The following is a 22,609-nucleotide window of genomic DNA, read 5'->3' as shown; positions in this document are numbered from 1 at the left end:
CGCACCGACACCCAGATCAAGATCCGCGGCTTCCGCATCGAACCCACCGAAATCGAAACCGTCCTCACCACCCACCCCCACCTCACCCAAGCCACCCTCACGACCCATCCCGACCACCACCACACCCCGCAGCTCACGGCCTACGTGGTGTCGACGGCTCCCGAGCTCTCCGCGCAGGACGTCCGCCTCTGGCTGCGCACGCTCCTCCCGGACCACATGGTCCCGGCCTTCGTGGTGATGCTGGACCGGCTGCCGCTGACCCCCAACGGCAAGATCGACAAGCGGGCCCTGCCGGCTCCCCAGGCGGTGACCACGGTCGGCGGCCGGACCCCGCGCACCCCGCTCGAAGCCTCCGTGTGCACCTCCTCGCCGCCCGCCTCACCCACCGCATCACCACCACCCTCGGCGTCACCCTCACCCTCCGCGACGTCTTCCAGCACCCCACCCCCGCCACCCTCGCCCAGCACATCGAGACCCAGCTGCGGTCCGACCGGCCCGCGCCCCGGAGGGCCAGGCCCACCCTGCGCCGCCGCACCGAACAGGAACGGAGTTCCTCATGAGCCACGACCCGTACCCGGCGTTCACGCCCGCACCCGACGACGTCGTCTGGGACCTGCCGGGCGAGGGGCCCCGGCGCACCTCGCTGCTGGTCCTGCCGCACGCCGGCGGCAATGCCCACGCGTACTCCGAGTGGCGCTCCCACCTCCCGGCCGACGTACGGCTGCTCATCGGCCAGTACCCCGGCCGCGGTGCCCGCTTCGCCGAGGACCTGCCCAGGGACATCGCCGACCTGGCCGGACCGGTCGTGGCCGCCCTGCCCGCGGGGAGCACCGACGACCTGGTGGTGCTCGGCCACAGCATGGGTTCGCTCGTGGCCTTCGAGGTCGTACGGGCCCTGGAGGCGGCCGGCCGCGGTCCGCGGGCCCTCGTCGCGTCGGCCTGCCGTGCCCCGTTCCTGGCCAACCCGTGCGCCGTGTACCCGGAGCGGCTGAGCGACGACGAACTGGTCGCCGCCATCAAGGAGCGGGGCGGTACCGACGACGGCATCCTCGACGAGCCGGAACTGCGGGAGATCATCCTCCCGTCCATCCGTGCGGACTTCGCCATCGACGACGTGTACCGCTGCGAGGAGTCCGCGGCCCGGGTGTCCTGCCCGGTGACGGTGATCGGCGGGGACGCGGACCCGGTGGCCCCCGCGGCCTCGCTGGGCCGCTGGTCCCGCATCACCGATGCGGCGTTCTCCTCCCACGTCCTGCCGGGCGGGCACTTCTACTTCCAGCAGCAACTGCCGGAGTTCTTCGCCGTGCTGGGTTCCGTGGTCGGCGGGCACGCCGCCGCCTCCGTCTGAACCCCTCGGCCTCCGCCCGCTCCCCCTTGCCCTCCCGCTTCCTTCTTCCATCTTCCTTGAGGACCCTCATGACCACGTTCGCAGACGCCCCCGCCGAGACCGGGATCAGCCCGGTCCGCGAGCCCGGCAAGCCCGTCGTCGTCCACACCCCCGCCGGGGCAGACCTGACGGCGGCTGTCGCCTGGCTGACCGCCCACCGGGCCGACATCCAGGCCGAGTTGCACCGCAGCGGCGCCGTCCTGCTGCGCGGACTGCCCGTCGAGGACGCCGCCTCGTTCGCCGCGGCCCGCGACGCCCTGATCCAGCAGCGCGCCGGGTACAAGGAGAAGGCCACCCCGCGCACCGACTTCGGCGAGGGCGTGTTCTCCTCCACCGACCTGCCGGCGGTCCAGCCGATCCGGCTGCACAACGAGAACAGCTACACCCTGGACTTCCCCGGCGTGCTGCTCTTCGGCTGCGTGACCGCGCCGGCCGAGGGCGGGGCCACCACCGTCGGAGACATGCGCGAGGCGCTGCGCCTGCTGCCGCCCGAGCTGGTCGAACGGTTCGCGCGGGCCGGCTGGCTGCTCGTGCGCAACTACTCCGAACTGGCCGGGCTGCCCTGGTACAAGACGTTCGCGACCGAGGACAAGGCGGTGGCCGAGGCGTACTGCGAGGAGAACACGGTCGGCTACGAGTGGGTCGAGGAGGACGACTCGATGATCACCCGGCAGCGCCGGTCGGCGATCGTCACACACCCGGTGACCGGGGAGCAGAGCTGGTTCAACCACTTCGCCTTCTGGAACAGCCGCACCCTGGACCCCGACATCCGCGAGGTGCTCGTCGACACCTACGGCGAGGACGGGCTGCCCTTCAACACCTACCTGGGCGACGGCACCCGGCTCACCGACGACGAGGTGGACGCGATCAACGCCGTCTACGACCGCGTGACCGTACGGGAGACCTGGCAGCAGGGCGACCTGATGATCGTCGACAACATCCTGTGCGCGCACGGCCGGGAGGCCTACAAGGGCGACCGGAAGATCCTCGTCGCCATGGGCGAGCCGGTCGCGCTGGCCGACTGCGCGCCCGCGACCCAGCCGTCCACCACCGTCTTCGCCGGGGAGTGACCACCATGACCGCAGTCCTTCCCGAGCGCCCCCGCACCGAAGCGGCCGCAGCACCCGCCGCCGATCTGCTCGCGCGCCTGGCCCTGGTCCCCTCCTCCCGCACGGCCGTCGTCGCCCGCGACCGCGAGCTGAGCTTCGGCGCGCTGCGCACCGAGGCCATGCGCATCGCGGAGCGGCTCGCCACGCGCGGCATCGGGCCCGAGAGCGTGGTCGCGCTGTGCCTGCCGCGCGGTGCGGACCTGGTCGCCGCGCTGATCGGCACGCTGACCGCGGGCGCCGCGTACCTGCCGGTGGACCCGAAGCTTCCCGCCGAGCGGCGCCGCTACCTCGTCGAGGACGCGGGCGCCGATCTGGTGGTCACCGCTGACGCGGCGGACGGGCCGCTGGTGCCCGGGGTGGCGCACCTGGCGGTGGCCGAGCTGACCGCGCCGGGCCCCGAGGTGCGTGCGTACGCCCCGGTGCCCGTCTCCGGGGACACCCTCGCCTACGTGATCTACACCTCCGGCTCCACCGGCCGCCCCAAGGGCGTGGAGATCGGCCGGGCCGCCGCCTCCGCACTGCTGGCCGAGCTGGAAGGGGCGGGCATCGCCGTCACCGAGGGCGGGCGGGTGGGCTGGAACGCCTCGCCGTCCTTCGACGCCTCGGTGCAGCAGTGGGTGCGGATCTGCCGGGGCGACACCCTGGTGATGATCGACGAGGAGACCCGCGCGGACCCGGCGCTGCTGGCCCGGCTGGTCGACGAACAGGCGCTGACGGACCTGGACATCACCCCCTCGCACGCCGATCCCCTGCTGGACCTGCTCACGGCGGACGGAGGCCCCCGCCCCCTGACCCTGCTGATCGGCGGCGAGGCGATCGGCCCCGCGCTGTGGCGGCGGCTCGGCGAGCGCGCCGCGCAGGGTGTGCTGCGGACGGTGAACCTGTACGGGCCGACCGAATGCACCGTGGACTCCACCGCGGGCTGGGTCGCGCCGGACGAGGCCCCGCACATCGGCAGCGTGCTGCCCGGTCTGCGGATGCGGGTCCTGGACGAGAAGCTGAACCCGGTGGAGGCGGGCGGGAGCGGCGAACTGTATCTGGCGGGCCCGCGCGTGGGCCGCGGCTACCGGCGCCGGCCCGGCCTGACCGCGGAGCGGTTCGTCGCCGACAGCGGCGAGGACGCGCAGACGCCGGGCGGCCGGATGTACCGGACGGGCGACCTGGTGCGGCTGCTGCCGCAGGGCCGGCTGGAGTACCTGGGCCGGGCCGACGGGCAGGTGAAACTGCGCGGGTTCCGCATCGAACTCCCCGAGATCGAAGCGGTGCTGACCGGGCTCGCGGGCATCGCCGAGGCGGCCGTCGTCCTGCGCGACGACGTGCACGGGGCGCCGGGGCTGGTGGCGTACTACCGGACCGCGGCGCCGGTCACCGAGGCCGGTCTGCGGGACGAACTGGCCGCCGTACTGCCCTCGTACATGGTCCCGGCGGCCTTCGTCGCCCTGGACCGCTTCCCGACCACGACCAACGGCAAGCTGGACCGGTCGGCCCTGCCGGCCCCGGCCGCCGGACCGGCGCGGACCCCTGCCGCCAGCGCCGACGGCAGCGCCGGCGACGGCGAGGGCATGAGTCCTTCGCAGCAGCTGATCGCAGGCGTCTGGGCGGCCGTGCTCGGAGCCGAGCGCGTCGGCCCGGAGGACAACTTCTTCAAGCTGGGCGGCCATTCGCTGCTCGCGATCAAGCTGGTCTCCCGGGTCCGCGCCGAACTGGGGGTCGCCCTCCCGGTGAAGGCCGTCTACGCCAACCCGCGCCTGCGCGACCTCGCCGCCCACCTCGACACGCTCGTCGCCGCCGCCGCGAGCCAGGACCGCTAAGGACATGCCCGTGATCCCGTTGTCGTTCGCCCAGCGCCGGCTGTGGTTCCTGGGCCGCCTCCAGGGGCCCTCCGCCGCCTACAACGCCCCCGTCGTCCTGCACCTGGACGCGGAACCCGATGCCGGTGCGCTCGGTGCGGCGCTCGTGGACGTGGTGGAGCGGCACGAGGTGCTGCGCACCGTGCTGAAGGCCGGCGCCGACGGGGAGCCGTACCAGCACGTCCTGGACGCGTCCGCCGTTCCCGGGCTCGCCGTCACCCCGTGCGCGCCGGGCGAGGTCGACGCGGCCGTGCGGGCGTTCGTCCGCCGGGCGATCGACGTCACCGTCGAACCGCCGCTGCGCGCCCGGCTGCTGCGGCCCGGCGACGGGACGTGCGTCCTGGTCCTGCTCGTCCATCACGTGGCCACCGACGGCTGGTCCGTCGGCCCGCTGCTGCGCGACCTGGGGCGGGCGTACGAGGCCCGGCAGGCGGGCCGGGCGCCCGACTGGGCGCCGCTGCCCGTGCAGTACACGGACTACAGCCTGTGGCAGCACGAGCTGCTCGGCGACCCCGCCGATCCGGACAGCCTGGCCCGGGAACAGCTGGAGCACTGGCGGGCCGCGCTGGCCGGCGCTCCGGCGGTGATCAGCCTGCCGGCCGACCGGCCGCGCCCGGCGGAGCCCTCGGGTCGCGGGGCCACGGTGACCGCCCGGCTGGACGCGGCGGCGCACGGAGCTCTGCTCGGGCTGGCCCGCACCCACCGGGCCAGCCTGACGATGGTGGCCCGCGCGGCGCTCGCGGCGGCGCTGTCGGCCGTCGGGGCGGGCGAGGACGTGGTGATCGGCGCTCCGGTCGCCGGGCGGCCCGACGAGGACCTGTACGAGCTCGTCGGCTTCTTCGTCAACTCCCTGGCCCTGCGCACCGACCTGTCGGGGGACCCGTCCCTCGGAGAGCTGCTGCGGCGGGTCCGCGAGGCGGACCTGGCGGCCTACGAGCACGCGGAGCTCCCCTTCGACCTGCTGGTGGAGCACCTCAGCCCGGAACGGGCGCTCGGCCACCACCCGTTCTTCCAGGTGATGCTGACCGTCGACGCGGGGGACGGGCCGGCCGGTCCGGTGTCCCTGGGCGGGGGCGTCGGCGGACGGCTCGCCGAAGTCGACCTGGACGCGGCGAAGTTCGACCTGACCTGGTACTGCGCGCAGCGGCACGCGGCGGACGGCCGCCCGGACGGACTGGAGATCGGGCTGCAGTACGCGTCCGACCTCTTCGACGAGGAGACGGCCCGGCTGCTGCTGGACGTGTACGGACGGGCCCTGGCGGCCTTCGCGCGGGACCCGGAGCGGCGGACCGGGCAGCTGGACCTGCTCACGCCCGAGGAGGCCGGGGCGCTGGCCGCGCGGCGGGAGCGGCTCGAAGCGGCGCCCGCGCAGGCACCGGCGGCGGCCGGGCCGGCCCGGCGGGACGTCCTGTCGCCGCGGGAGGAGATCCTCTGCGGGCTGTTCGCGGAGGTGCTGGGCCGCGAGCGGATGGACGCCGACGCCAACTTCTTCCGCAGCGGCGGCCATTCGCTGCTGGCCGGCAAGCTCGTCAACCGGATCCGCGGGGCCCTCGGCCTGGAGCTGGGCATCCGGGACCTGTTCCTCGCGCCGACCCCGGCCGCCCTGCACCGGCGCCTGGCGGAACTGGGCCGCGCGGCCACGGCCCGGCCCGCACTGGTGCCCGTACCGGCCGGGCAGCGGCCGGAGCGGATCCCGCTGTCCGCCGCGCAGCGGGCGCTGTGGCTGGTGGGCCGGATCGAGGGCCCGTCGGCCACGTACAACGCGCCGCTGGTGCTGAGGCTGGACGCGGTCCCCGAGCGGGGACCGCTGGCGGCGGCGCTGGCGGACCTCCTGGAGCGGCACCAGGTGCTGCGGACGGTGTACGGGGCCGAGGGCGGCGAGCCGTACCAGCGGGTCGTGCAGGCGCCCGGCGGGCTGCTGGAGGTGGCCGGCTGCGCCCCCGCGGAGCTGGAGAAGGAGATCACGGCGCTCGGGCGGGAGCCCTTCGACCTGGCGGCGCGGCCGCCGTTCCGGGCCCGGCTGCTGCTGCCGGGGGACGGCACGGCGGTGCTGGTCCTGCTGGTGCACCACATCGCCACCGACGGCTGGTCGCTGGCTCCGCTGCTGCGGGACCTCGGGCAGGCGTACGCGGCCCGGTGCACGGGCCGGGCCCCCGAGTGGCGGCCCCTGCCGGTGCAGTACGCCGACTACGCGCTGTGGCAGCGCGAGCTGCTGGCCGATCCCGCCGGGCTGGTGGACCACTGGCGGGCGGCGCTGGAGGGGATGCCGGCCCGTACGGAGCTGCCCGCCGACCGGCCGCGCCCCGCCGAGCCCTCGGGCCGGGCCGCAGCGCACGGGGCGCGGCTCGGCGCCCCGGCCCACCGGGCACTGGTGGCGCTGGCGCGCACCCGGCGGGCCAGCTTCTTCATGGTGGCCCGGGCGGCGCTCGCGGCGGCCCTGTCGGCGGTGGGCGCGGGGACGGACCTGGCGATCGGGACGCCCGTGGCGGGCCGCCCCGACCAGGACCTGCACGAGCTCGTGGGCTGCTTCGTCAACTCCCTGGTGCTGCGCACCGATCTGTCCGGGGACCCCGCCGTGGGCGCGTTCGTCGACCGGGTCCGGGACGCGGACCTGGCCGCCTTCGACCACCAGGACCTGCCCTTCGGCCTCCTGGTGGAGCAGCTCGCGGAGCCCGGACGGGCCCTGGGCGAGCACCCGTTCTTCCAGGTGATGCTGACCGTGCAGGGGGCCGGGCAGGGCGCCGGGCAGGACGGTTTCCGTCTCGGTGACCTCACGGGCCGGGCCGGGAGCACGGACCTGGGCGCCGCCAAGTTCGACCTCAGCTTCCACTGCGCGGAGCTCGCGGGCGGCGACGGCGCTCCGGCCGGGCTGGACGTGCACGTGCAGTACGCGCAGGACCTGTTCGACGCGGACACGGCGCGGCTGCTGCTGGAGGTGTACGTGCGGGCGCTGGAGGCGTTCGCGGCCTCCCCGCAGGCCCGGCTGGGCGAGCTGGCGCTGGTCCGCCCCGAGGAGGCGGACGCCCTCGCGCGCAAGCGGGCCGCACGGGCTGCGGCCGAGCAGGAGCGGGCGGCCGCGGCGGACCGTGCGGCGGCGGCCCGGCGGGCTGCGGCGGGCTCCGGTGCGCCGGTGTCGCGTTCCCCGCGGGAGGAGATCCTGTGCGGGCTGTTCGCGGAGCTGCTGGGCCGCGAGCGGATGGACGCCGACGCCAACTTCTTCCGCAGCGGCGGCCATTCGCTGCTGGCCAGCAAGCTCGTGAACCGCATCCGGGCCGTGCTGGGCGTCGAGGCGGGCATCCGGGACCTGTTCCTCGCGCCGACCCCGGCCGCCCTGCACCGGCGCCTCGCGGAACTCGGCGGCGCGGCCACGTCCCGGCCGACACTGGTGCCCGTACCGGCCGGGCAGCGGCCGGAGCGCATCCCGCTGTCCGCCGCGCAGCGCCGACTGTGGTTCGTGGACCAGCTGGAGGGGCCGTCCCCGGCCTACAACATCGCCTTGGTGCGGCGGCTGGAGCGGCCGCTGGACCCGGCCGCCCTGACCGCGGCCCTCGCGGACGTCGCCGAGCGGCACGAGGTGCTGCGGACGGTGTACGGGGCCGAGGGCGGCGAGCCGTACCAGCGGGTGCTGTCGGGGGCCCGGCCGCAGTTGGAGCTGGCCCGGCCCGCGGACGTGGCGGCGGCCGTGGACGAGGCCGCCGGGCACGTCTTCGACCTGAGCCGGGACCTGCCGCTGCGGGCCTGGCTGTTCCTCCCGGACGGCGAGGGCCCGCAGACCCTGGTGGTGCTGCTGCACCACATCGCGGCGGACGGCTGGTCCACGGGGCCGCTGCTCGCCGACCTGGCGACGGCGTACGGGGCGCGGCTCGCGGGCCGGGAGCCGGGGTGGTCGCCGCTGCCGGTGCAGTACGCCGACCACACGCTCTGGCAGCAGGAGCTGCTCGCCGGGGCGGGCACCGAACTGGATTACTGGGAGGGGGCGTTGGCGGGGCTGGCGCCGCTGACGGACCTGCCGACGGAGCGGCACCGGCCCGCGGAGCCCTCGGGGCGGGGCGCCCTCACCGGGTTCGCGGTGGACGCGGCCACCCACCGGCGGCTGACCCGTCTCGCTCACGGGCACGGGGCGACGCTGTTCATGGTGGTCCAGGCGGCCCTCGCCGCCGCCCTGACCCGGCTGGGCGCGGGCACCGATCTGGCGCTGGGGACCACGGTCGCGGGCCGGTCCGACGAGGCGCTGTCCTCGCTGGTCGGCTTCTTCGTCAACACCCTGGTGCTGCGCACCGACACGACCGGGGACCCGGCGTTCGGGGAGCTGCTGGACCGGGTGCGGGAGGCCGACCTGGCCGCGTACGCGCACCAGGACCTGCCCTTCGACCGTCTCGTGGAACACCTCAACCCGCACCGTTCCTCCGCCCACCACCCGTTGGTCCAGGTGATGCTCCAGGTCAACCCGGAGCCGCCGGCCGCGGACGGGGCCGGACCGCTGGCCGGTACGGAGCTGCCGTACGGCTCGGGCAGTGCCAAGTCGGACCTGACCTTCGCGCTGAGCGAGCTCCCGGGCGGCGGTCTGGCCGGGGTGCTGGAGTACGCCACGGACCTGTACGGGCCGGTGGGCGCCGAGGGGCTGGCCGCCCTGCTGGTGTCGGCCCTGGAGCTGTTCGCCGCCGATCCGGGGCGGCGCCTCTCGGAGCTGCCGGCTCCCGCGGACATCAGGGGCGCGCGGCCGCTGGTCGGCGGCTACCCGATCGACCTGGCGCACGTGTCGGCGGTGCTGTCCGCGCATCCGGCGGTGGTCCGGGCGCGGGCCCGGGTCGAGGAGGGCCGCCTCACCGCGCACGCGGAGGGCGCGGTCACGGAGGCCGAGCTGCAGGCCTGGGCGGCCGAACGGCTCCCCGAGTACGCGGTCCCTTCGGCGGTACGCCTCCCCCGGGCGGCCCCGGCGGCGGCCACCGCACCGGACCCGGGCGGACCGGGGACGGCCGGGCGGGCGCGAGAGGACCGGCGGGCGGGTGAGGACCGGCGGGCGCACGGAGCCCGTGAGACCGGCCAGGACCGGCCGGACGGCCTGGCGGCCACCGTGCTGCGGCTGTTCGCGGAGGTGCTGGAGAGCGGCGGGATCGGCCCGGACGACAACTTCTTCAAGTCCGGAGGGCATTCGCTGCTGGCCGTACGCCTGGTCAACCGGGTCCGGGCGGAGCTGGGCCGCGAGCTCACGCTGCGCGAGGTCTTCCGTCACCCGACCCCGGCCAGGCTCGCGGCCCTGCTCACCTCCGCCCCCGCCGCGCCGACAGCCGCCCCTGCCCTGCGCCGCCGCACCCACGCGGGTTCGCGCGTACGGCCGTAGGTCGTCTCTTTCGGGTCTTGTCGGTCGGCGCGGACCCGGCAAGATCCGAAAGAGACGGCCCAGGGGAAGGAGAGTCAGGTCGCCCGCAGCGGTGCGGGGTCCCAGTCCCAGTGGAGCCTGTGCTCCCCGTCCACCGTGGGCGTGTGGCCGTCGAGGGGCCGGGTGGTTTCGAGGGACGTGGCGACCGCGTCCATGAACGCCGGCAGGGACGCCCACATCCCGTGCGACCCGCGGACGATGCCCTGTTCGGCCCCGGCCTCGTGGACGCGCCCCCGCTCGGTCTCGGGACGGTGGTCCAGGACGAGGAGGGTCCCGCAGACGTCCCGCGCGACGGGGACCAGCTGCGGATGTCCGTACAGGACGTGGCTGACCCCGATCCTCGTGAAGTCGTGGTGGACCTCGTCCCCTTCCTCCTCCGCCGTGCGCTCGTCGTGGAAAGCGCGCAGGAGCTGCCACTCGGCGGCCGTCTCGCGTGCGCCCAGCGGCCGGTAGGAGCCCGGCAGCAGCGCCGAGCCGCGGTCGAGGAGACCGTCGTGCCGCAGCAAGGACGTCACCAGGGGCCTCAGGAGCGGCCGGCCGATGATCCGTTCGGCTTCGGCGATGTCCGCCGGATCCGCGGGCGGCGCCAGCGCGGCGTGGGTCGTTGGGGCGTGCTCCGCCAGCCAGTTCTCGATGCGCGTCCAGGACTCACTGATCGGTGCCGTCATGGCACGCCATCCTGCCAGCCGGCACTGTCGGCCTCGCCGCGGCCGTCGCCGGACCCCGGTCCGGCAGGCCACCGGGGAACGGCAGTTGGGGGCGGCAGGACGGCGACGGGAGCTGCCGCGAGGACTGCCCGCCGCGGGTGCGGGGCGTACGTAGCGTGGGGCCACCGACCCGCTCCGCACCCCCGTCCCCTCGCCTGGAGGCCCCGCGATGCCCTCGACCGCCCCCACCGCCGCCGCCGTCCTGGACGGCGGCCCGGCGATCAGTCCGGCGCCGCGCGTGCTCGAACGGTTCGACGCCCAGGTCGCCGCGGGCGCCGAGCGGATCGCGCTCGTGCACGGAGAGCGCCGGATGACGTACGGGCAGCTCGCCCTGGCGGTGGCCCTGCGCGCCGACGAGCTCGCGCAGCGCGGGGCCGGTCCGGGGCGGCTGGTCGCCGTCTGCCGGCCCCGCGGGACCGACGCCGTCGTGGGTCTGCTCGCCGCCCTGCGGACCGGGGCCGCGTACCTGCCGCTGGACCCGGCCGCGCCCGGCGCCCGGAACGCGGCGATCCTCGCCGACTGCTCGGGGTCCGCGGAGGTCCCCGGCGAGGGCGAGCACGTGCTCCCCGGGGCCGGGGTGCCCGAGGACGCCGCCTACGTCATCTACACCTCCGGCTCGACCGGCACCCCGAACGGGGTGGTCGTCGGGCACGGTGCGCTGGGGCACTTCGTCGCGGGTGCGCTCGACCGGTACGGGATCACCGCCGAGGACCGGGTCCTGCAGTTCGCGCCCCTGCACTTCGACGCCAGCGTCGAGGAGCTGTTCCTGAGCCTGGGCTCGGGCGCGCGGCTCGTGCTGCGCGACGAGGAGATGCTGGACGTGCCCGGGCTGCTCGCCGGGTGCGAGGAGCACGGCATCACCGTGCTGGACCTGCCCACCGCGTACTGGCACGAGCTGGCGCACGCACTGGCCTGCGGCACCGCCGCGCTGCCGCCCGCGCTGCGCACGGTGGTCATCGGCGGGGAGGCGGCGCTGCCCGAGCGGGTGGCGCAGTGGCGGCGGGCCGTGGACGGCGGGCGGGTGCGGCTGCTGAACACGTACGGGCCGACGGAGGCGACCGTCGTGGCGACGGTCGCCGACCTCTCCCGCTACGAGGGCGGCCCGGTGCCCATCGGGGCTCCGCTGCCCGGCGTCCGGGCCGCGGTCGTCGACGGGGAACTGTGGCTGCTGGGCGGCGGCCTGGCCCACGGGTACCTGGGGCGGCCCGAGCTGACCGCGCACCGCTTCACCGTGCTGGACGGGGAGCGGGCGTACCGCACGGGCGACCTGGTCCGCGTCCGGCCGGACGGGCTGCTGGGCTTCCTGGGGCGGGCCGACGACGAGGTGAAGATCAACGGCCACCGGGTGGACCCCGCGTCCGTGGAGTCGGTGCTGACCTCGCACCCCGGCGTCCGCGAGGCGGCCGTCGTCCCGCAGGACACCGCGGACGGGACCCGCCGGCTGGCCGCCTTCGTGTACGCCGGGGACGGGGTGTCCGCCGCGGAACTGCGGTCGCTGGTCCGGGCGGAACTGCCCGCCGCGGCCGTACCGGGCACGCTGACGCTGACCGCGGGCCCGCTGCCCCGCACCCCCTCGGGGAAGATCGACCGGAAGTCCCTGCGGGGGCCGGCGGGCCGGGGTCCCGAGGACACGTACACCGTGTTCGCCGGACCGGTGCTGCCCGCCGAGGACCGGGTGCCGCTGTCCTTCGCGCAGCGGCGGCTGTGGTTCCTCGCTGGGCTGGAGGGGCCGTCGGCCACCTACAACCTGCCGGTGGTGGTGCGGCTGGACGCGGTCCCCGACACGGCCGCCCTGGAAGCCGCGCTCGCCGACGTCGTGGAACGGCACGAGGTGCTGCGGACGGTGTACCCGGCCGTGGACTCCGAGCCGTACCAGCACGTGCTCGAAGCACCGCCGGTCCCCCTGGCCGTACGGGAGTGCGCACCGCAGGAGCTCGACGCCCTGCTGGCCGCCTTCACCGGCGCGGCCTTCGACCTCGGCACCCAACTGCCCGTACGGGCCCAGCTCTTCCTGACGGGCGACGGCGGCGCCACCCTCGCCCTGCTCACCCACCACATCGCCACCGACGGCTGGTCCGTGGCCCCCCTGCTGCGCGATCTCGGGGAGGCGTACGCGGCCCGGCTGGCGGGCGGCGCTCCCGACCGGGAGCCGCTGCCCGTGCAGTACGCGGACTACACGCTGTGGCAGGAGGAGCTCCTCGCCGACCCGGCGGAGCTGCTCGCCCACTGGCGGACCGCCCTGGACGGCATGCCGACCGTGCTCGACGTGCCCGCCGACCGGCCGCGGCCCGCGGAGCCGACCGGGGAGGGGGCCACCCTCGTCGCCCGCCTCGGCGCGGACGCGCACCGCAGGCTCGGCGCCCTCGGCGAGGAACGCGGCGCCAGCCCGCTGATGGTGCTCCAGCCCGCCCTCGCCCTGGCGCTGGCGGCCGTCGGCGCCGGCTCCGACGTGGCCATCGGCACCCCCGTCGCGGGGCGCGGCGACGAGGCCCTGGACGCCCTCGTCGGCTTCTTCGTGAACACCCTGGTGCTGCGCACCGACGTCGGTGGCGACGCACCCTACGCGGAGCTGGTGGACCGGGCCCGCGACACGGACCTCGCCGCCTACGCGCACCAGGAACTCCCCTTCGACCTGCTGGTGGAACACCTGGCGCCGGAACGCGCCCTCGCCGTCAACCCGTTCTTCCAGGTGATGCTGACCGCGCAGGAGCAGGGCGAGAGCGCCCTCTCGCTCGGCGGCGGCGCGCTCACCGGCCGGTTCGTCGAACCCGGCCTGGAGGGCGCCAAGTTCGACCTGAGCGTCTCGTGCGTGGAGCTCCCCGGGGGCGGGCTGGAGGTGTGGTGGCAGTACGCGGTGGACCTGTTCGACGCCGCGACCGCGCAACTGCTGCTGGACCTGTTCGTCCGGGCCCTGGACCGGGCGGCCGAGGATCCGTACGCGCCGGTCGGCGGACGGCCGCTGCTCACCGACGCGGAGGGCCGGGAGGTGGCCCGGCTGCGGGCCGGACTCGCCGCGGCCCGGGAGGAGCAGCGGCGGGCCCGGCCGGCTCCGGCACCCGAGGGGCACTCCCCCGCCCAGGACACGCTGTGCCGGCTGTTCGCGGAGGTGATCGGGCTCGACCGGGTGGAGCCGCACGAGAACTTCTTCTCGGTGGGCGGGCACTCGATGTCGGGGGTCCGGCTCGTCAACCGGATCCGGTCCGTCCTTGGCGTCGAGGCGCGCATCCGGGACCTGTTCCTGGCCCCGACCCCGGCCGCACTGGCCCTGCGGCTGGTGTCGGCCGCCGCCCCCGCCGGGCGCCCCGCCCTGGTGCCCGTACCGCAGGAGGCACGGCCGGAGCGGATCCCGCTGTCGTACGCACAGCGCAGGCTGTGGTTCGTGGACCAGCTGGAGGGGCCGAGCCGCTCCTACACCATCCCCTTCGCCGTGCGGCTGGAGCGGCCGCTGGACGCGGCCGTGCTGGCCGGGGCCCTCGCGGACGTGGCCGGGCGGCACGAGGTGCTGCGCACGGTGTACCCCGCGGTGGACGGGCAGCCGTACCAGCGGGTCGTGGACGGGGCGCGGCCGGTGCTGGAGCGGGTCACCGCGGAGCCGGACGGGCTGGAGGCGGCGATCGACGCCGCCGCCGGGCACGTCTTCGCCCTCGCGGAGGAACTGCCCCTGCGGGCCACGCTGATCGACACGGCCGGGGAGGACGGCCCGGGGCAGGTGCTGGTGCTGCTCGTGCACCACATCGCCGCCGACGGCTGGTCCACCGGGCCGCTGGTCCGCGACCTGGCGGCCGCGTACGAGGCCCGGCTGGCGGGATCGGCTCCCGGCTGGCAGCCGCTGCCGGTGCAGTACACGGACTACACCCTGTGGGAGCGGGAGGTCCTGGACGGGGAGGCGGCTGCCGCGCACGTCGCGTACTGGCGGGAGACGCTGGCGGACGCGCCGCCCGCGCTGGAGCTGACGGGGGCCCGTACCCGGCCCGCCGAGGCCTCGCACCGCGGCGGGGCGACGGCGGTGGAGCTGGACGCCGATACGCACGCCCGGCTGGAGGCGCTGGCCCTGGAGCACGGGGCCACCTTGTTCATGGTGGTGCAGGCGGCCTTCGCCGCGGCCCTGACCCGGCACGGCGCGGGCACCGACCTGCCGCTCGGAACGGTGGTCGCGGGACGCGACGACGAGGCCCTCGACGATGTGGTGGGCTTCTTCGTCAACACCCTCGTGCTGCGCTGCGACACCTCCGGCGACCCGCGGTTCACCGAGCTGCTCGGCCGGGTCCGCGACACCGACCTGGCGGCGTACGCCCACCAGGACCTGCCCTTCGACCTGGTCGTCGAGCAGCTGAACCCGGTGCGCTCCACCGCCCACCACCCCCTGGTCCAGGCGGTGGTGCAGGTCCAGCCGGCGGAGCCGCAGGCCCCGGCGGGCACGGCTCTGGCCGGGACCGCGCTGGGCTCGGCCTCCGGGTTCACCAAGTTCGACCTGACGGTGAACCTGCAGGAGACGCGGGCCGCGGACGGGGCCCCGGGCGGGCTGGCCGGCGTCCTCGAATACGCCACGGACCTGTACGACGCGCAGACGGCGGCGATGCTCGCCGGGCACCTGGTGCGCATCCTGCGGGCGGTGGCCGAGGACCCGCGGCAGCGGATCGGCGAGCTGCGGCTCCTGTCGGCGCAGGAGGAGTTCCGGCTGGTCACGCAGTACAACGACACGGCGGTCCCGCGGACCGCCCGCGGGCCGGTCCACGAGCGGTTCGCGGCGCAGGCCCGCCGGACCCCGGGGCGCACCGCCCTGTCGTACGAGGAGGAGACCCTGACGTACGCCGGGCTGGACGCCCGCGCCAACGCCCTGGCGCACCGGCTGATCGAGGCCGGGGTGACCCGGGGCGGCGCGGTGGGGCTGCTGCTGGACCGCAGCCCGCACCTGCTGGTGGCCGCGCTGGCGGTGCTCAAGTGCGGGGCCGCGTACGTACCGCTGGACCCCCGCCTGCCGGACGCCCGGGTGGCCATGATCATGGAGGACACGGGGGCGCGGGTCCTGCTGACGCAGGAGGCGCACGCGGGCTCGGCGCCCGTACGCCGTCAGCTCGACGCGGGGACCCGGGTGCTGACCGCCGACACCCCGGTGGCGGGATATCCGCGGACCGATCCGGGCGTGGAGGTCGGCGAGGACGAGCTGATGTACGTCATGTTCACCTCGGGCTCCACCGGGCGCCCCAAGGGCGTCGGGGTCACGCACCGCAATGTGGCGGAGCTGGTCACCGACCGCTGCTGGGACCTGGCCAACCACCGCCGGATGCTGGTCCATTCGGCGATCGGCTTCGACGCCTCCACCTACGAGCTGTGGGTGCCGCTGCTGAACGGCGGGCAGCTGGTCATCGCCCCCGGCGACGGCACGGACGTCGCCGAACTCGACCACACCGTCCGCACCTACGACGTCACCGCCGCCTACTTCACCATGGGCCTGTTCCACATCATGGCGGACGAGGGGCTGGACACCCTGAAGCTCCTCGACGAGGTGTGGACGGGCGGGGACGTGGCCTCGCCGAGCGCCCTCCAGCGGGTCCTGGACCACTGCCCCGACACGGTGCTCGTCCATTCGTACGGGCCCACGGAGACCACCTTCGCCTCGCACCAGCAGCGGTTCCCGCTCGACCGGCGCCTCCTGGAGGGGGTGTTCCTGGGCGCGGCCCTCGACAACACGCGCGTCCACGTCCTGGACGAGCGGCTGCGGCGGGTCCCGGTCGGGGTCCCCGGCGAGATGTACATCGCCGGTGCGCAGGTGGCCCGCGGGTACGTGGGCCGGCCCGGGCTGACGGCGGAGCGGTTCGTCGCCGACCCGTTCGCCGCGGACGGCGGCCGGATGTACCGCACCGGCGACCTTGTGCACTGGACCCCGGCGGGCGAACTGCGGTTCATCGGGCGGGCCGACGGGCAGATCAAGCTCCGCGGATTCCGGATCGAGCCCGGCGAGATCGAGGAGACCCTCGCCCGGCACCCGGGCGTGGGCCAGGTCGCCGTGGTGGTCCTGGAGGACGGGCCTGGCGGCAAGCGGCTGGTGGCGTACGCCGTCCCGCGGGCCGGCCACGGCCTCGACGAGGCCGCGCTGCTGCGGTGGGCGGCGGACGAACTCCCCGAGCACATGGTCCCCTCGGCCTTCGTCCTGCTCGATGCCATCCCCCTGACCGTGAACGGCAAACCCGACCGGGCGGCGCTGCCCGCACCCGCCCCGGCCGTACGGGCGGCGGCGGGGCGCCCGGCGCGCACCCCGCGCGAGGAGGTCCTGTGCGGGCTGTTCGCCGAGGTCCTCGGCGTGGAAGGCGTCGGCATCGACGACAACTTCTTCGCCCTGGGCGGGCATTCGCTGCTCGGGGTGCGGCTGGTGAGCCGGATGCGGACCGTCCTGGGGCTGGAGCGCGGCGTACGGGACCTGTTCCGCACGCCGACGGTGGCCGGGCTGCTGGGGGACGAGCCCAGCGGCTTCGACCCGATGGGGGTGGTGCTCCCCCTCAGCACCCGGGGGACGCGGCAGCCGTTGTTCTGCATCCACCCCGGCACCGGTGTGGGCTGGCCGTACGCGGGGCTCGCCCAGCACCTGGGGCCGGACCAGCCGCTGTACGCGATCCAGGCGAGGGCCCTGAGCGAGCTCGGGCACAGCCCGGAGACGGTCGAGGAGATGGTCGAGGACTACCTGCCGCTGATCCGGGAGGTCCAGCCGCACGGCCCGTACCGCTTCCTCGGCTGGTCCTTCGGGGGCACCGTCGCCCACGCCCTGGCGGTGCGGCTGGCGGAGCTGGGCGAACGCACCGACCTGCTGGCCATGATGGACGTCCACCTGCTGCCGACCGAACCGCGGCGGCGCCGGATGACCCCCGCGCAGAAGCGGGACATGCTGGTCGGCGACGCCACCGGCGAGCCCGAGGACGCCCCCTTCGACGTGGACGCCCTCATCGGCCTGGTCCGGCTGAAGGACCCGGTCCTCGGCGCCTTCTCGGACGGGGAGATCCGGTCCGTCATCGGCGCCTCCATCAACCACGCCGAAATCATGAACCTGTACGCCCCGCACCCCGTGGCCACCGACATGGTGTTCTTGGCGGCCATCGAGGACGGGGAGACGGAGAACACTCTCGCACAGCACTGGATTCCCTATGTGGAAGGCAGTGTCGAGAACCACGTCATCGGGGTCCCGCACACCAGAATGGGCGAACCGGAACCCCTCGCACTGATCGGCCGTATCCTTTCCGAGAAATTGAGGAGTCTGTCATGACCAATCCTTTCGACGACGCCGAGGGCACCTTCCACGTCGTGGTGAACGACGAAGGGCAGCACGCCCTGTGGCCCGTGTTCGCCGCCGTTCCCGCAGGCTGGGACGTGGTCTGGGGGGCGGGTACGCGGGCCGACGCGCTGGCCTACGTGGAGCAGAACTGGACGGACATCCGGCCCAAGAGCCTGCTCGCCCAGTACGCCTGAATTCCCCCGCACCACCCGTGAAGCCGTGTCCCGCACCTGCGGGGCACGGCTTCTTTCCTTTCCGCCGGCCACCGGTCGGCCGACCCGCCGGCCCGCACCGAATTCCGCCATACTGCCGGTCCGACTTCCCCTCGGCGGCCCCCGCGCTTTCTATATTCTCGGTATGCGACGACGGAATGTGAACATCCTGCTCACCGGCACGGAATCGGATTCCCACACCTGGAATCTCGTCTATCTGCAGCTCCTGATGGAGGAGCTCGGGCACCGGGTCCGCAATCTGGGCCCCTGTGTGACGGACGACCTGCTGACGGCGGCCTGTGCGGCCGACGGACCGGGCCTCGTGGTCATCAGCAGCGTGAACGGGCACGGCTACCGGGACGGGCTGAACGCGGTCCGCGCCCTGCGCCTGAGCGGATTCACCGGCCCCGTCGTCATCGGCGGGAAGCTGGGCGTCGCGGGCGTCGCGGACCCGGAGCAGCGTGGCCGCCTCCTGGCCGCCGGCTGCGACGCCGTCTTCGACGACGGGGACGTGAACTCCTTCCGCGCCTACCTGGGTTCGCTCTCCTGCGCCCCCGCCACGGCCCCGGCCGGGGCGGCCGCCGCCGACGGTCCGGCCCCGCACGGCGGTACGCGGGCCGTCGCATGACGACCAGCACGCTCCGCGCGCGGAGCGCCGCCGCGGCGCAGCCGGGAGCCTCCCCCGCCGCCCCTTCGTCCGGTTCGTTCGGCGCCTTCGTCGCCCGCGCGGCGGCGGCCGGGCAGCTCGTCGTCCAGCCCCGCATGGGCTTCGGCGACCCGCGCCGGATGCGGGCCGGACTGGAGCGCACCCGGTCCGCCGTCGCCACCACCGTCGGCACCCTCACCATCGACAGCTACACGCGGGTCGGCGCGCACGCCGCGGCCCGCGCCGCCCTCGCCGAGGGCACCCCGCTCAACGGCTACCCGATCGCCACCCACAGCGCCGCCCGCACCCGGCAGCTGCTCGACGGGGTCCTGGACGCGGACTTCCCCGTCCAGGTCCGGCACGGCTCCTCCCGGCCCGAGGCCATCGTCCGGGCGCTCACCGCCGCGGGACTGGACGCCACCGAGGGGGGACCGGTCTCGTACTGCCTGCCCTACGGCCGCACCCCGCTGGCCGAGTCCGTCGACAACTGGGCCCGCTGCTGCGAGCTGCTGGCCCAGCTGGCGCCCGCCCCGCGGGTGCCGCACCTGGAGAGCTTCGGCGGCTGCATGCTCGGCCAGCTCTGCCCGCCCGGGCTGCTGGTCGCGCTCAGCCTGCTGGAGGGGATGTTCTTCGCACAGCACGGCATCCGCAGCGTCTCCCTCAGCTACGCCCAGCAGACCGACCCCGCGCAGGACGCCGAGGCGGTACGGGCGCTGCGGCGGCTGGCCGGGGAGTTCCTGCCGCCCGGCGTGGACCGGCACGTCGTCCTCTACACCTACATGGGGGTCTTCCCGCACACCGCGGGCGGGGCGACCCGCCTGCTGGAGGCCTCCGCGCGGCTGGCGGTCGGCGCGGGCGCGCAGCGGCTGATCGTGAAGACCGCCGCGGAGGCGCACCGCATCCCGACCGTGCTGGAGAACGTACGGGCCCTGGAGACGGCGGCGGCCACCGCCGCGCTGACCGAGAGGCTCCCCGAACCGCAGGACGCGGCCGACAGCGAGGTGTACCGGGAGGCCCGGGCCTTCGTGGAGGCCGTGCTGGAGCTCGGGGAGGACCTCGGGCGGGCCCTGCGCACCGCCTTCGCCCGGGGCGTGCTGGACGTCCCGTACTGCCTGCACCCGGACAACGCCGGCCGCGCGCGCAGCTTCGTGGACGCGGGCGGACGGCTGCGCTGGTCGCAGGTGGGGGCGATGCCGGTGACGGCGCACCGCACCCCGGGCGTGCTGCGGCCGATGACCGCCGACGGACTGCTCGCGGCCGTGCACGGGGTGGCCCTGCGCTACGACGCCCCGGGGCGCGGCGGATGAGCGGGCGCGCCCGCCCGCCGAGCTTCGACCACACACCGATACCCACAGGAGCCGACATGGAGACACAGACCCTTCACGTGCAGACCCCTCACCCTCAGGCCCCTCCCCCGCTGGGAGCGCACCTGCGGTCGCCGCAGCTGCGCTCGGCGATGCTGGTGCAGCAGGAAGTCCTTTACGCGGCGCGGGAGTTCCTGCGCAGCGAGGGATTCGTGGAACTGCTGCCGCCGCTGGTCGGACCGGTCACGGACCCGGGCGGGCGCGGCGCTAAGGCGCTGGACGTCGACTACTACGGGCAGCCGTACAAGCTGATGACCAGCGCGATCCTCTACAAGCAGGCCTCGCTGAAGGGCTTTCCGCGACTCTTCTACATCGCGCCGAACGTCCGCGTCGAGCCGCCGGAGACGGCCGCCACGGGGCGGCACCTGGTGGAGTTCCACCAGATCGACGTGGAGCTGGCGGGCGGGTCCCGGCAGGACGCCCAGGAGATCGCCGCCGGACTGCTCACCCACGTGGTGGAGCACGCCTGGACGGCGGTCCCCGAGGTGCTGCGCGAACTGGGCCGGGACGAGCTGGACTTCGCGGAGCTGCGGTCCGGGAAGTTCGACGCCTGCACCCACGGGGAGGCCGTCGCCCGCCTGGTGGGCCTCGGGCACCCGCAGAGCCCGGACGCCGAGATCGACTGGGAGGGGGAGAAGGTCCTGTCCCTGGAGTCCGGCCGGCCGTTCTTCGTCAACGACTACCCCAAGGGCTCGCGCGGCTTCTACGACCGCGAGGACCCGGACCGCCCCGGCGTGCTGCGCAACTTCGACCTGATCGCGCACGGCGGTTACGGGGAGCTGGTCAGCGGCAGCGAGCGGGAGTCCGACTACGCGACGATCGTGACCCGGATGCGGGAGAGCGGGGAGAACCCCGCCAAGTACGCCTGGTACCTGGACCTGGCCCGTGAGGGCATCGAGGCCAGCGCCGGCTTCGGCATGGGCCTGCAGCGCCTGGTCCGCTTCCTGACCGGGCTGGACGCGCTGTGGCAGGTCAGCGCCTACCCGAAGCTGCCGGGGGTGATCGCCCCGTGAGCGGGCTGCGCGCGGCGGGCTTCCCGGAACGCGCCGTACGGGCCCGGGCCCGGGCGGGCACGGCCGAGGTGTTCCCGGAGGCGGGCACCTACGGGGCCGAGCTGTACGGGGCGCAGGCGCCGGGCGGTCCGGGCACGCCGGAGGCGGCAGGCGCACCGGACGCGCCGGACGCCCTGGACGCGCTGCGGATCGCGCCGCCGGTGTTCATGCCGCGGCGGCTGGAGAAGCTGATCGAGCTGGGCCGCGAGCCCTCGTACGAGGACGTGGACCTACACACCGCGGTGGGCGGCTTCGCGGCCGAACTGCCCTTGTACCTCTCGGCGTTCGGGTCCACCCGGGCGGGCAGCGGCGACCTGGGCGTGGCCGCGGGGCGACAGGCCGCGCGCCTGGGCATCCCGATGGTGATCGGCGAGAACATGGTGCCCGTCCACGGCTACCGGCGCGGCGACGGGGCCGCCCGCTCGGCGCTCCTCGCGCGGGTGGCGGCGTACGCGGAGACCGTGGCGGACGGCGTCGGCGGGGTGGTGGTGCAGCAGTCCACCGAGGACGCGGACTCGGAGGTGTGGAACCTCCTCTACAGCGACCCGGGGACGCGGCCCCTGCGGGACTCGGGCCGCCTCGGCTTCGAACTGAAGGTGGGGCAGGGCGCGAAGCCCGGGCTCGGCGGGATGACGGTGGTGGGCGCGGCCGAAGCCGAGCGGCTGGCCGGGCAGTTCGCCGTACGGGACCTGCTGGGCGACCCCGGCCGGCGGCTGCGGTGCGCGACCCCGGGGACCTTCACCGAGGAGATCGTGCGCCAGCAGCTGCGGTTCATGCGGAACAACTTCCCGCTGGCCCGCACCTGGGTGAAGTTCCACCCCGGACGCGACATCGCGCACGCCGCGGCGACGGCCTGGGCCGCGGGCGCGGACGCCGTCACCGTCGACGGCGCGGAGGGCGGCACCGGCTGGGCCCCCCGGGTCTTCCTGGAGCAGGTCGGGCTCCCGCTCGGCGAAACCCTGCGCCGCATCGGCCGCCCGGACGGGGACCTGCTGGCCACGGGCCGGATCTGGGAGGGCGGACGGGCCGTGCGGGCCCTGGCCCTCGGCGCCACCGCCGTCGGCCTGGGGCGGGCCGCGCTGCTCGCCGTCGACGAGGACCGGCAGGCGGGGCTGGTCCGGCTGGTGGAGGCCCTGGCCCTGGAGACCCGGCTGCTGGTCAGCGCCCTCGGCAAGTACCGCGCCGCGGACCTGGGACCCGAGGACCTGTGGTCCCCGGACCTCCCGGTCCCCGCACCGCCGCTCCCGGTCGGCGGCCTCTCGTGACACCCCCCGGGACCCGCCCCCTGCCCCCTCGCACCCCGCGGGACGGCGCCCGTGTGCGGCCCGGCTCGCCGTCGTGGCCGGTGCGGGCGCGGTTCCGGCTCGGTGAGGTGCCGGGCGTCACCGTGACCCCGGCGCGCGGGGGCGGCCCCGCCTCGGCGGCCGCCCACCAGGCCCTCGTCCGGGCCGGCCTCGGCCACCTCGGCGGGCACCTGCGCCTGGACGCGTACGGGCCCGCGCCCCGCGCCCGCGACCTGGTGCGCGCAGCCCGGCGGGCGGTGGCCGCGGCGCTCGCGGCCCGGCCCCGGCCGGGCGGCCCGCACCCGGGCTGAAACACACCCCCTCCGGCTCGCTCCCCTTCGGCCTTCCGCCCACT

The 22,609-nt window shown here is 75.5% G+C and carries 13 protein-coding genes and 1 pseudogene; 13 read left to right on the top strand and 1 reads right to left on the bottom strand.

Features of this window, described 5'->3' with window-relative positions:
• Positions 1-15 precede the first annotated feature (15 nt).
• From IO30_RS48245 to IO30_RS41545, 6 genes and pseudogenes are all read left to right on the top strand, one after another.
• Positions 16-213, top strand: a pseudogene (locus IO30_RS48245) (hypothetical protein); the annotation flags it as partial.
• A 143-nt stretch (positions 214-356) separates the two neighbouring features.
• Positions 357-560, top strand: coding sequence for a phosphopantetheine-binding protein (locus IO30_RS45810; protein WP_031151555.1), 204 nt, complete (start codon positions 357-359; stop codon positions 558-560).
• Complete coding sequence (locus IO30_RS0139730) at positions 557-1,348, top strand: thioesterase II family protein (protein ID WP_031151553.1); 792 nt, start codon at positions 557-559, stop codon at positions 1,346-1,348. The genes IO30_RS45810 and IO30_RS0139730 overlap by 4 nt, the downstream gene beginning before the upstream one ends.
• Positions 1,349-1,416: 68 nt before the next feature.
• Positions 1,417-2,457 (top strand): TauD/TfdA family dioxygenase, encoded by a 1,041-nt coding sequence (locus IO30_RS0139725; RefSeq protein WP_031151551.1) that lies wholly within the window; start codon positions 1,417-1,419, stop codon positions 2,455-2,457.
• 5 nt (positions 2,458-2,462) lie between these two features.
• Positions 2,463-4,307: a non-ribosomal peptide synthetase gene (locus IO30_RS0139720; protein ID WP_031151549.1), complete on the top strand. Its 1,845-nt coding sequence runs from the start codon at positions 2,463-2,465 to the stop codon at positions 4,305-4,307.
• 10 nt (positions 4,308-4,317) lie between these two features.
• Positions 4,318-9,687, top strand: coding sequence for a condensation domain-containing protein (locus tag IO30_RS41545; RefSeq protein ID WP_202205084.1), 5,370 nt, complete (start codon positions 4,318-4,320; stop codon positions 9,685-9,687).
• Positions 9,688-9,761: 74 nt separating this feature from the next.
• Here IO30_RS41545 and IO30_RS0139705 read toward each other — a convergent pair whose 3' ends face one another.
• On the bottom strand, positions 9,762-10,394 hold the full coding sequence (locus tag IO30_RS0139705; RefSeq protein ID WP_037896547.1) for an SMI1/KNR4 family protein: 633 nt from the start codon (positions 10,392-10,394) through the stop codon (positions 9,762-9,764).
• A 208-nt stretch (positions 10,395-10,602) separates the two neighbouring features.
• On the opposite strand from IO30_RS0139705, the gene IO30_RS0139700 reads away from it, so the two are divergent.
• From IO30_RS0139700 to IO30_RS0139670, 7 genes are all read left to right on the top strand, one after another.
• Positions 10,603-17,688, top strand: a complete 7,086-nt coding sequence (locus IO30_RS0139700) for a non-ribosomal peptide synthetase (RefSeq protein WP_031151545.1) — start codon at positions 10,603-10,605, stop codon at positions 17,686-17,688.
• A complete protein-coding gene (locus IO30_RS0139695; protein WP_031151544.1) occupies positions 17,685-17,891 on the top strand; it encodes an MbtH family protein in 207 nt (68 codons plus the stop codon). Before IO30_RS0139700 ends, IO30_RS0139695 begins: the two co-directional genes overlap by 4 nt.
• 163 nt (positions 17,892-18,054) lie before the next feature.
• Positions 18,055-18,537 carry a cobalamin B12-binding domain-containing protein gene (locus IO30_RS0139690; protein ID WP_308443091.1) on the top strand — a complete coding sequence of 161 codons (483 nt, stop codon included), beginning with the start codon at positions 18,055-18,057 and terminating at the stop codon, positions 18,535-18,537.
• Complete coding sequence (locus IO30_RS0139685; RefSeq protein WP_078904171.1) at positions 18,534-19,862, top strand: methylaspartate mutase; 1,329 nt, start codon at positions 18,534-18,536, stop codon at positions 19,860-19,862. Before IO30_RS0139690 ends, IO30_RS0139685 begins: the two co-directional genes overlap by 4 nt.
• Before the next feature lie 56 nt (positions 19,863-19,918).
• On the top strand, positions 19,919-20,932 hold the full coding sequence (locus IO30_RS0139680; RefSeq protein ID WP_051859513.1) for an asparagine synthetase A: 1,014 nt from the start codon (positions 19,919-19,921) through the stop codon (positions 20,930-20,932).
• Positions 20,929-22,236, top strand: a complete 1,308-nt coding sequence (locus IO30_RS0139675) for a glutamate synthase-related protein (protein ID WP_031151537.1) — start codon at positions 20,929-20,931, stop codon at positions 22,234-22,236. The genes IO30_RS0139680 and IO30_RS0139675 overlap by 4 nt, the downstream gene beginning before the upstream one ends.
• Positions 22,237-22,358: 122 nt before the next feature.
• Entirely contained in the window at positions 22,359-22,565 is a 207-nt protein-coding gene (locus tag IO30_RS0139670) for a hypothetical protein (RefSeq protein WP_157853466.1), read from the top strand.
• Positions 22,566-22,609 lie beyond the last annotated feature (44 nt).

Origin of the sequence: Streptomyces xanthophaeus, from assembly GCF_000725805.1 — a bacterium.
Taxonomy (GTDB): domain Bacteria; phylum Actinomycetota; class Actinomycetes; order Streptomycetales; family Streptomycetaceae; genus Streptomyces; species Streptomyces xanthophaeus.
The sequence above is the reverse complement of the archived record's forward strand: the minus strand, read 5'-3'. Positions and strand labels throughout refer to the sequence as shown.

Bases quoted from the DNA above. Each gene is read 5' to 3' on its own strand.
- IO30_RS0139730 (WP_031151553.1), top strand. From the start codon at position 557: ATGAGCCACGACCCGTACCCGGCGTTCACGCCCGCACCCGACGACGTC.
- IO30_RS0139720 (WP_031151549.1), top strand. From the start codon at position 2,463: ATGACCGCAGTCCTTCCCGAGCGCCCCCGCACCGAAGCGGCCGCAGCA.
- IO30_RS0139700 (WP_031151545.1), top strand. From the start codon at position 10,603: ATGCCCTCGACCGCCCCCACCGCCGCCGCCGTCCTGGACGGCGGCCCG.
- IO30_RS0139705 (WP_037896547.1), bottom strand. From the start codon at position 10,394: ATGACGGCACCGATCAGTGAGTCCTGGACGCGCATCGAGAACTGGCTG.
- IO30_RS0139685 (WP_078904171.1), top strand. From the start codon at position 18,534: ATGACGACCAGCACGCTCCGCGCGCGGAGCGCCGCCGCGGCGCAGCCG.
- IO30_RS0139680 (WP_051859513.1), top strand. From the start codon at position 19,919: ATGGAGACACAGACCCTTCACGTGCAGACCCCTCACCCTCAGGCCCCT.
- IO30_RS0139690 (WP_308443091.1), top strand. From the start codon at position 18,055: ATGCGACGACGGAATGTGAACATCCTGCTCACCGGCACGGAATCGGAT.
- IO30_RS0139725 (WP_031151551.1), top strand. From the start codon at position 1,417: ATGACCACGTTCGCAGACGCCCCCGCCGAGACCGGGATCAGCCCGGTC.
- IO30_RS0139695 (WP_031151544.1), top strand. From the start codon at position 17,685: ATGACCAATCCTTTCGACGACGCCGAGGGCACCTTCCACGTCGTGGTG.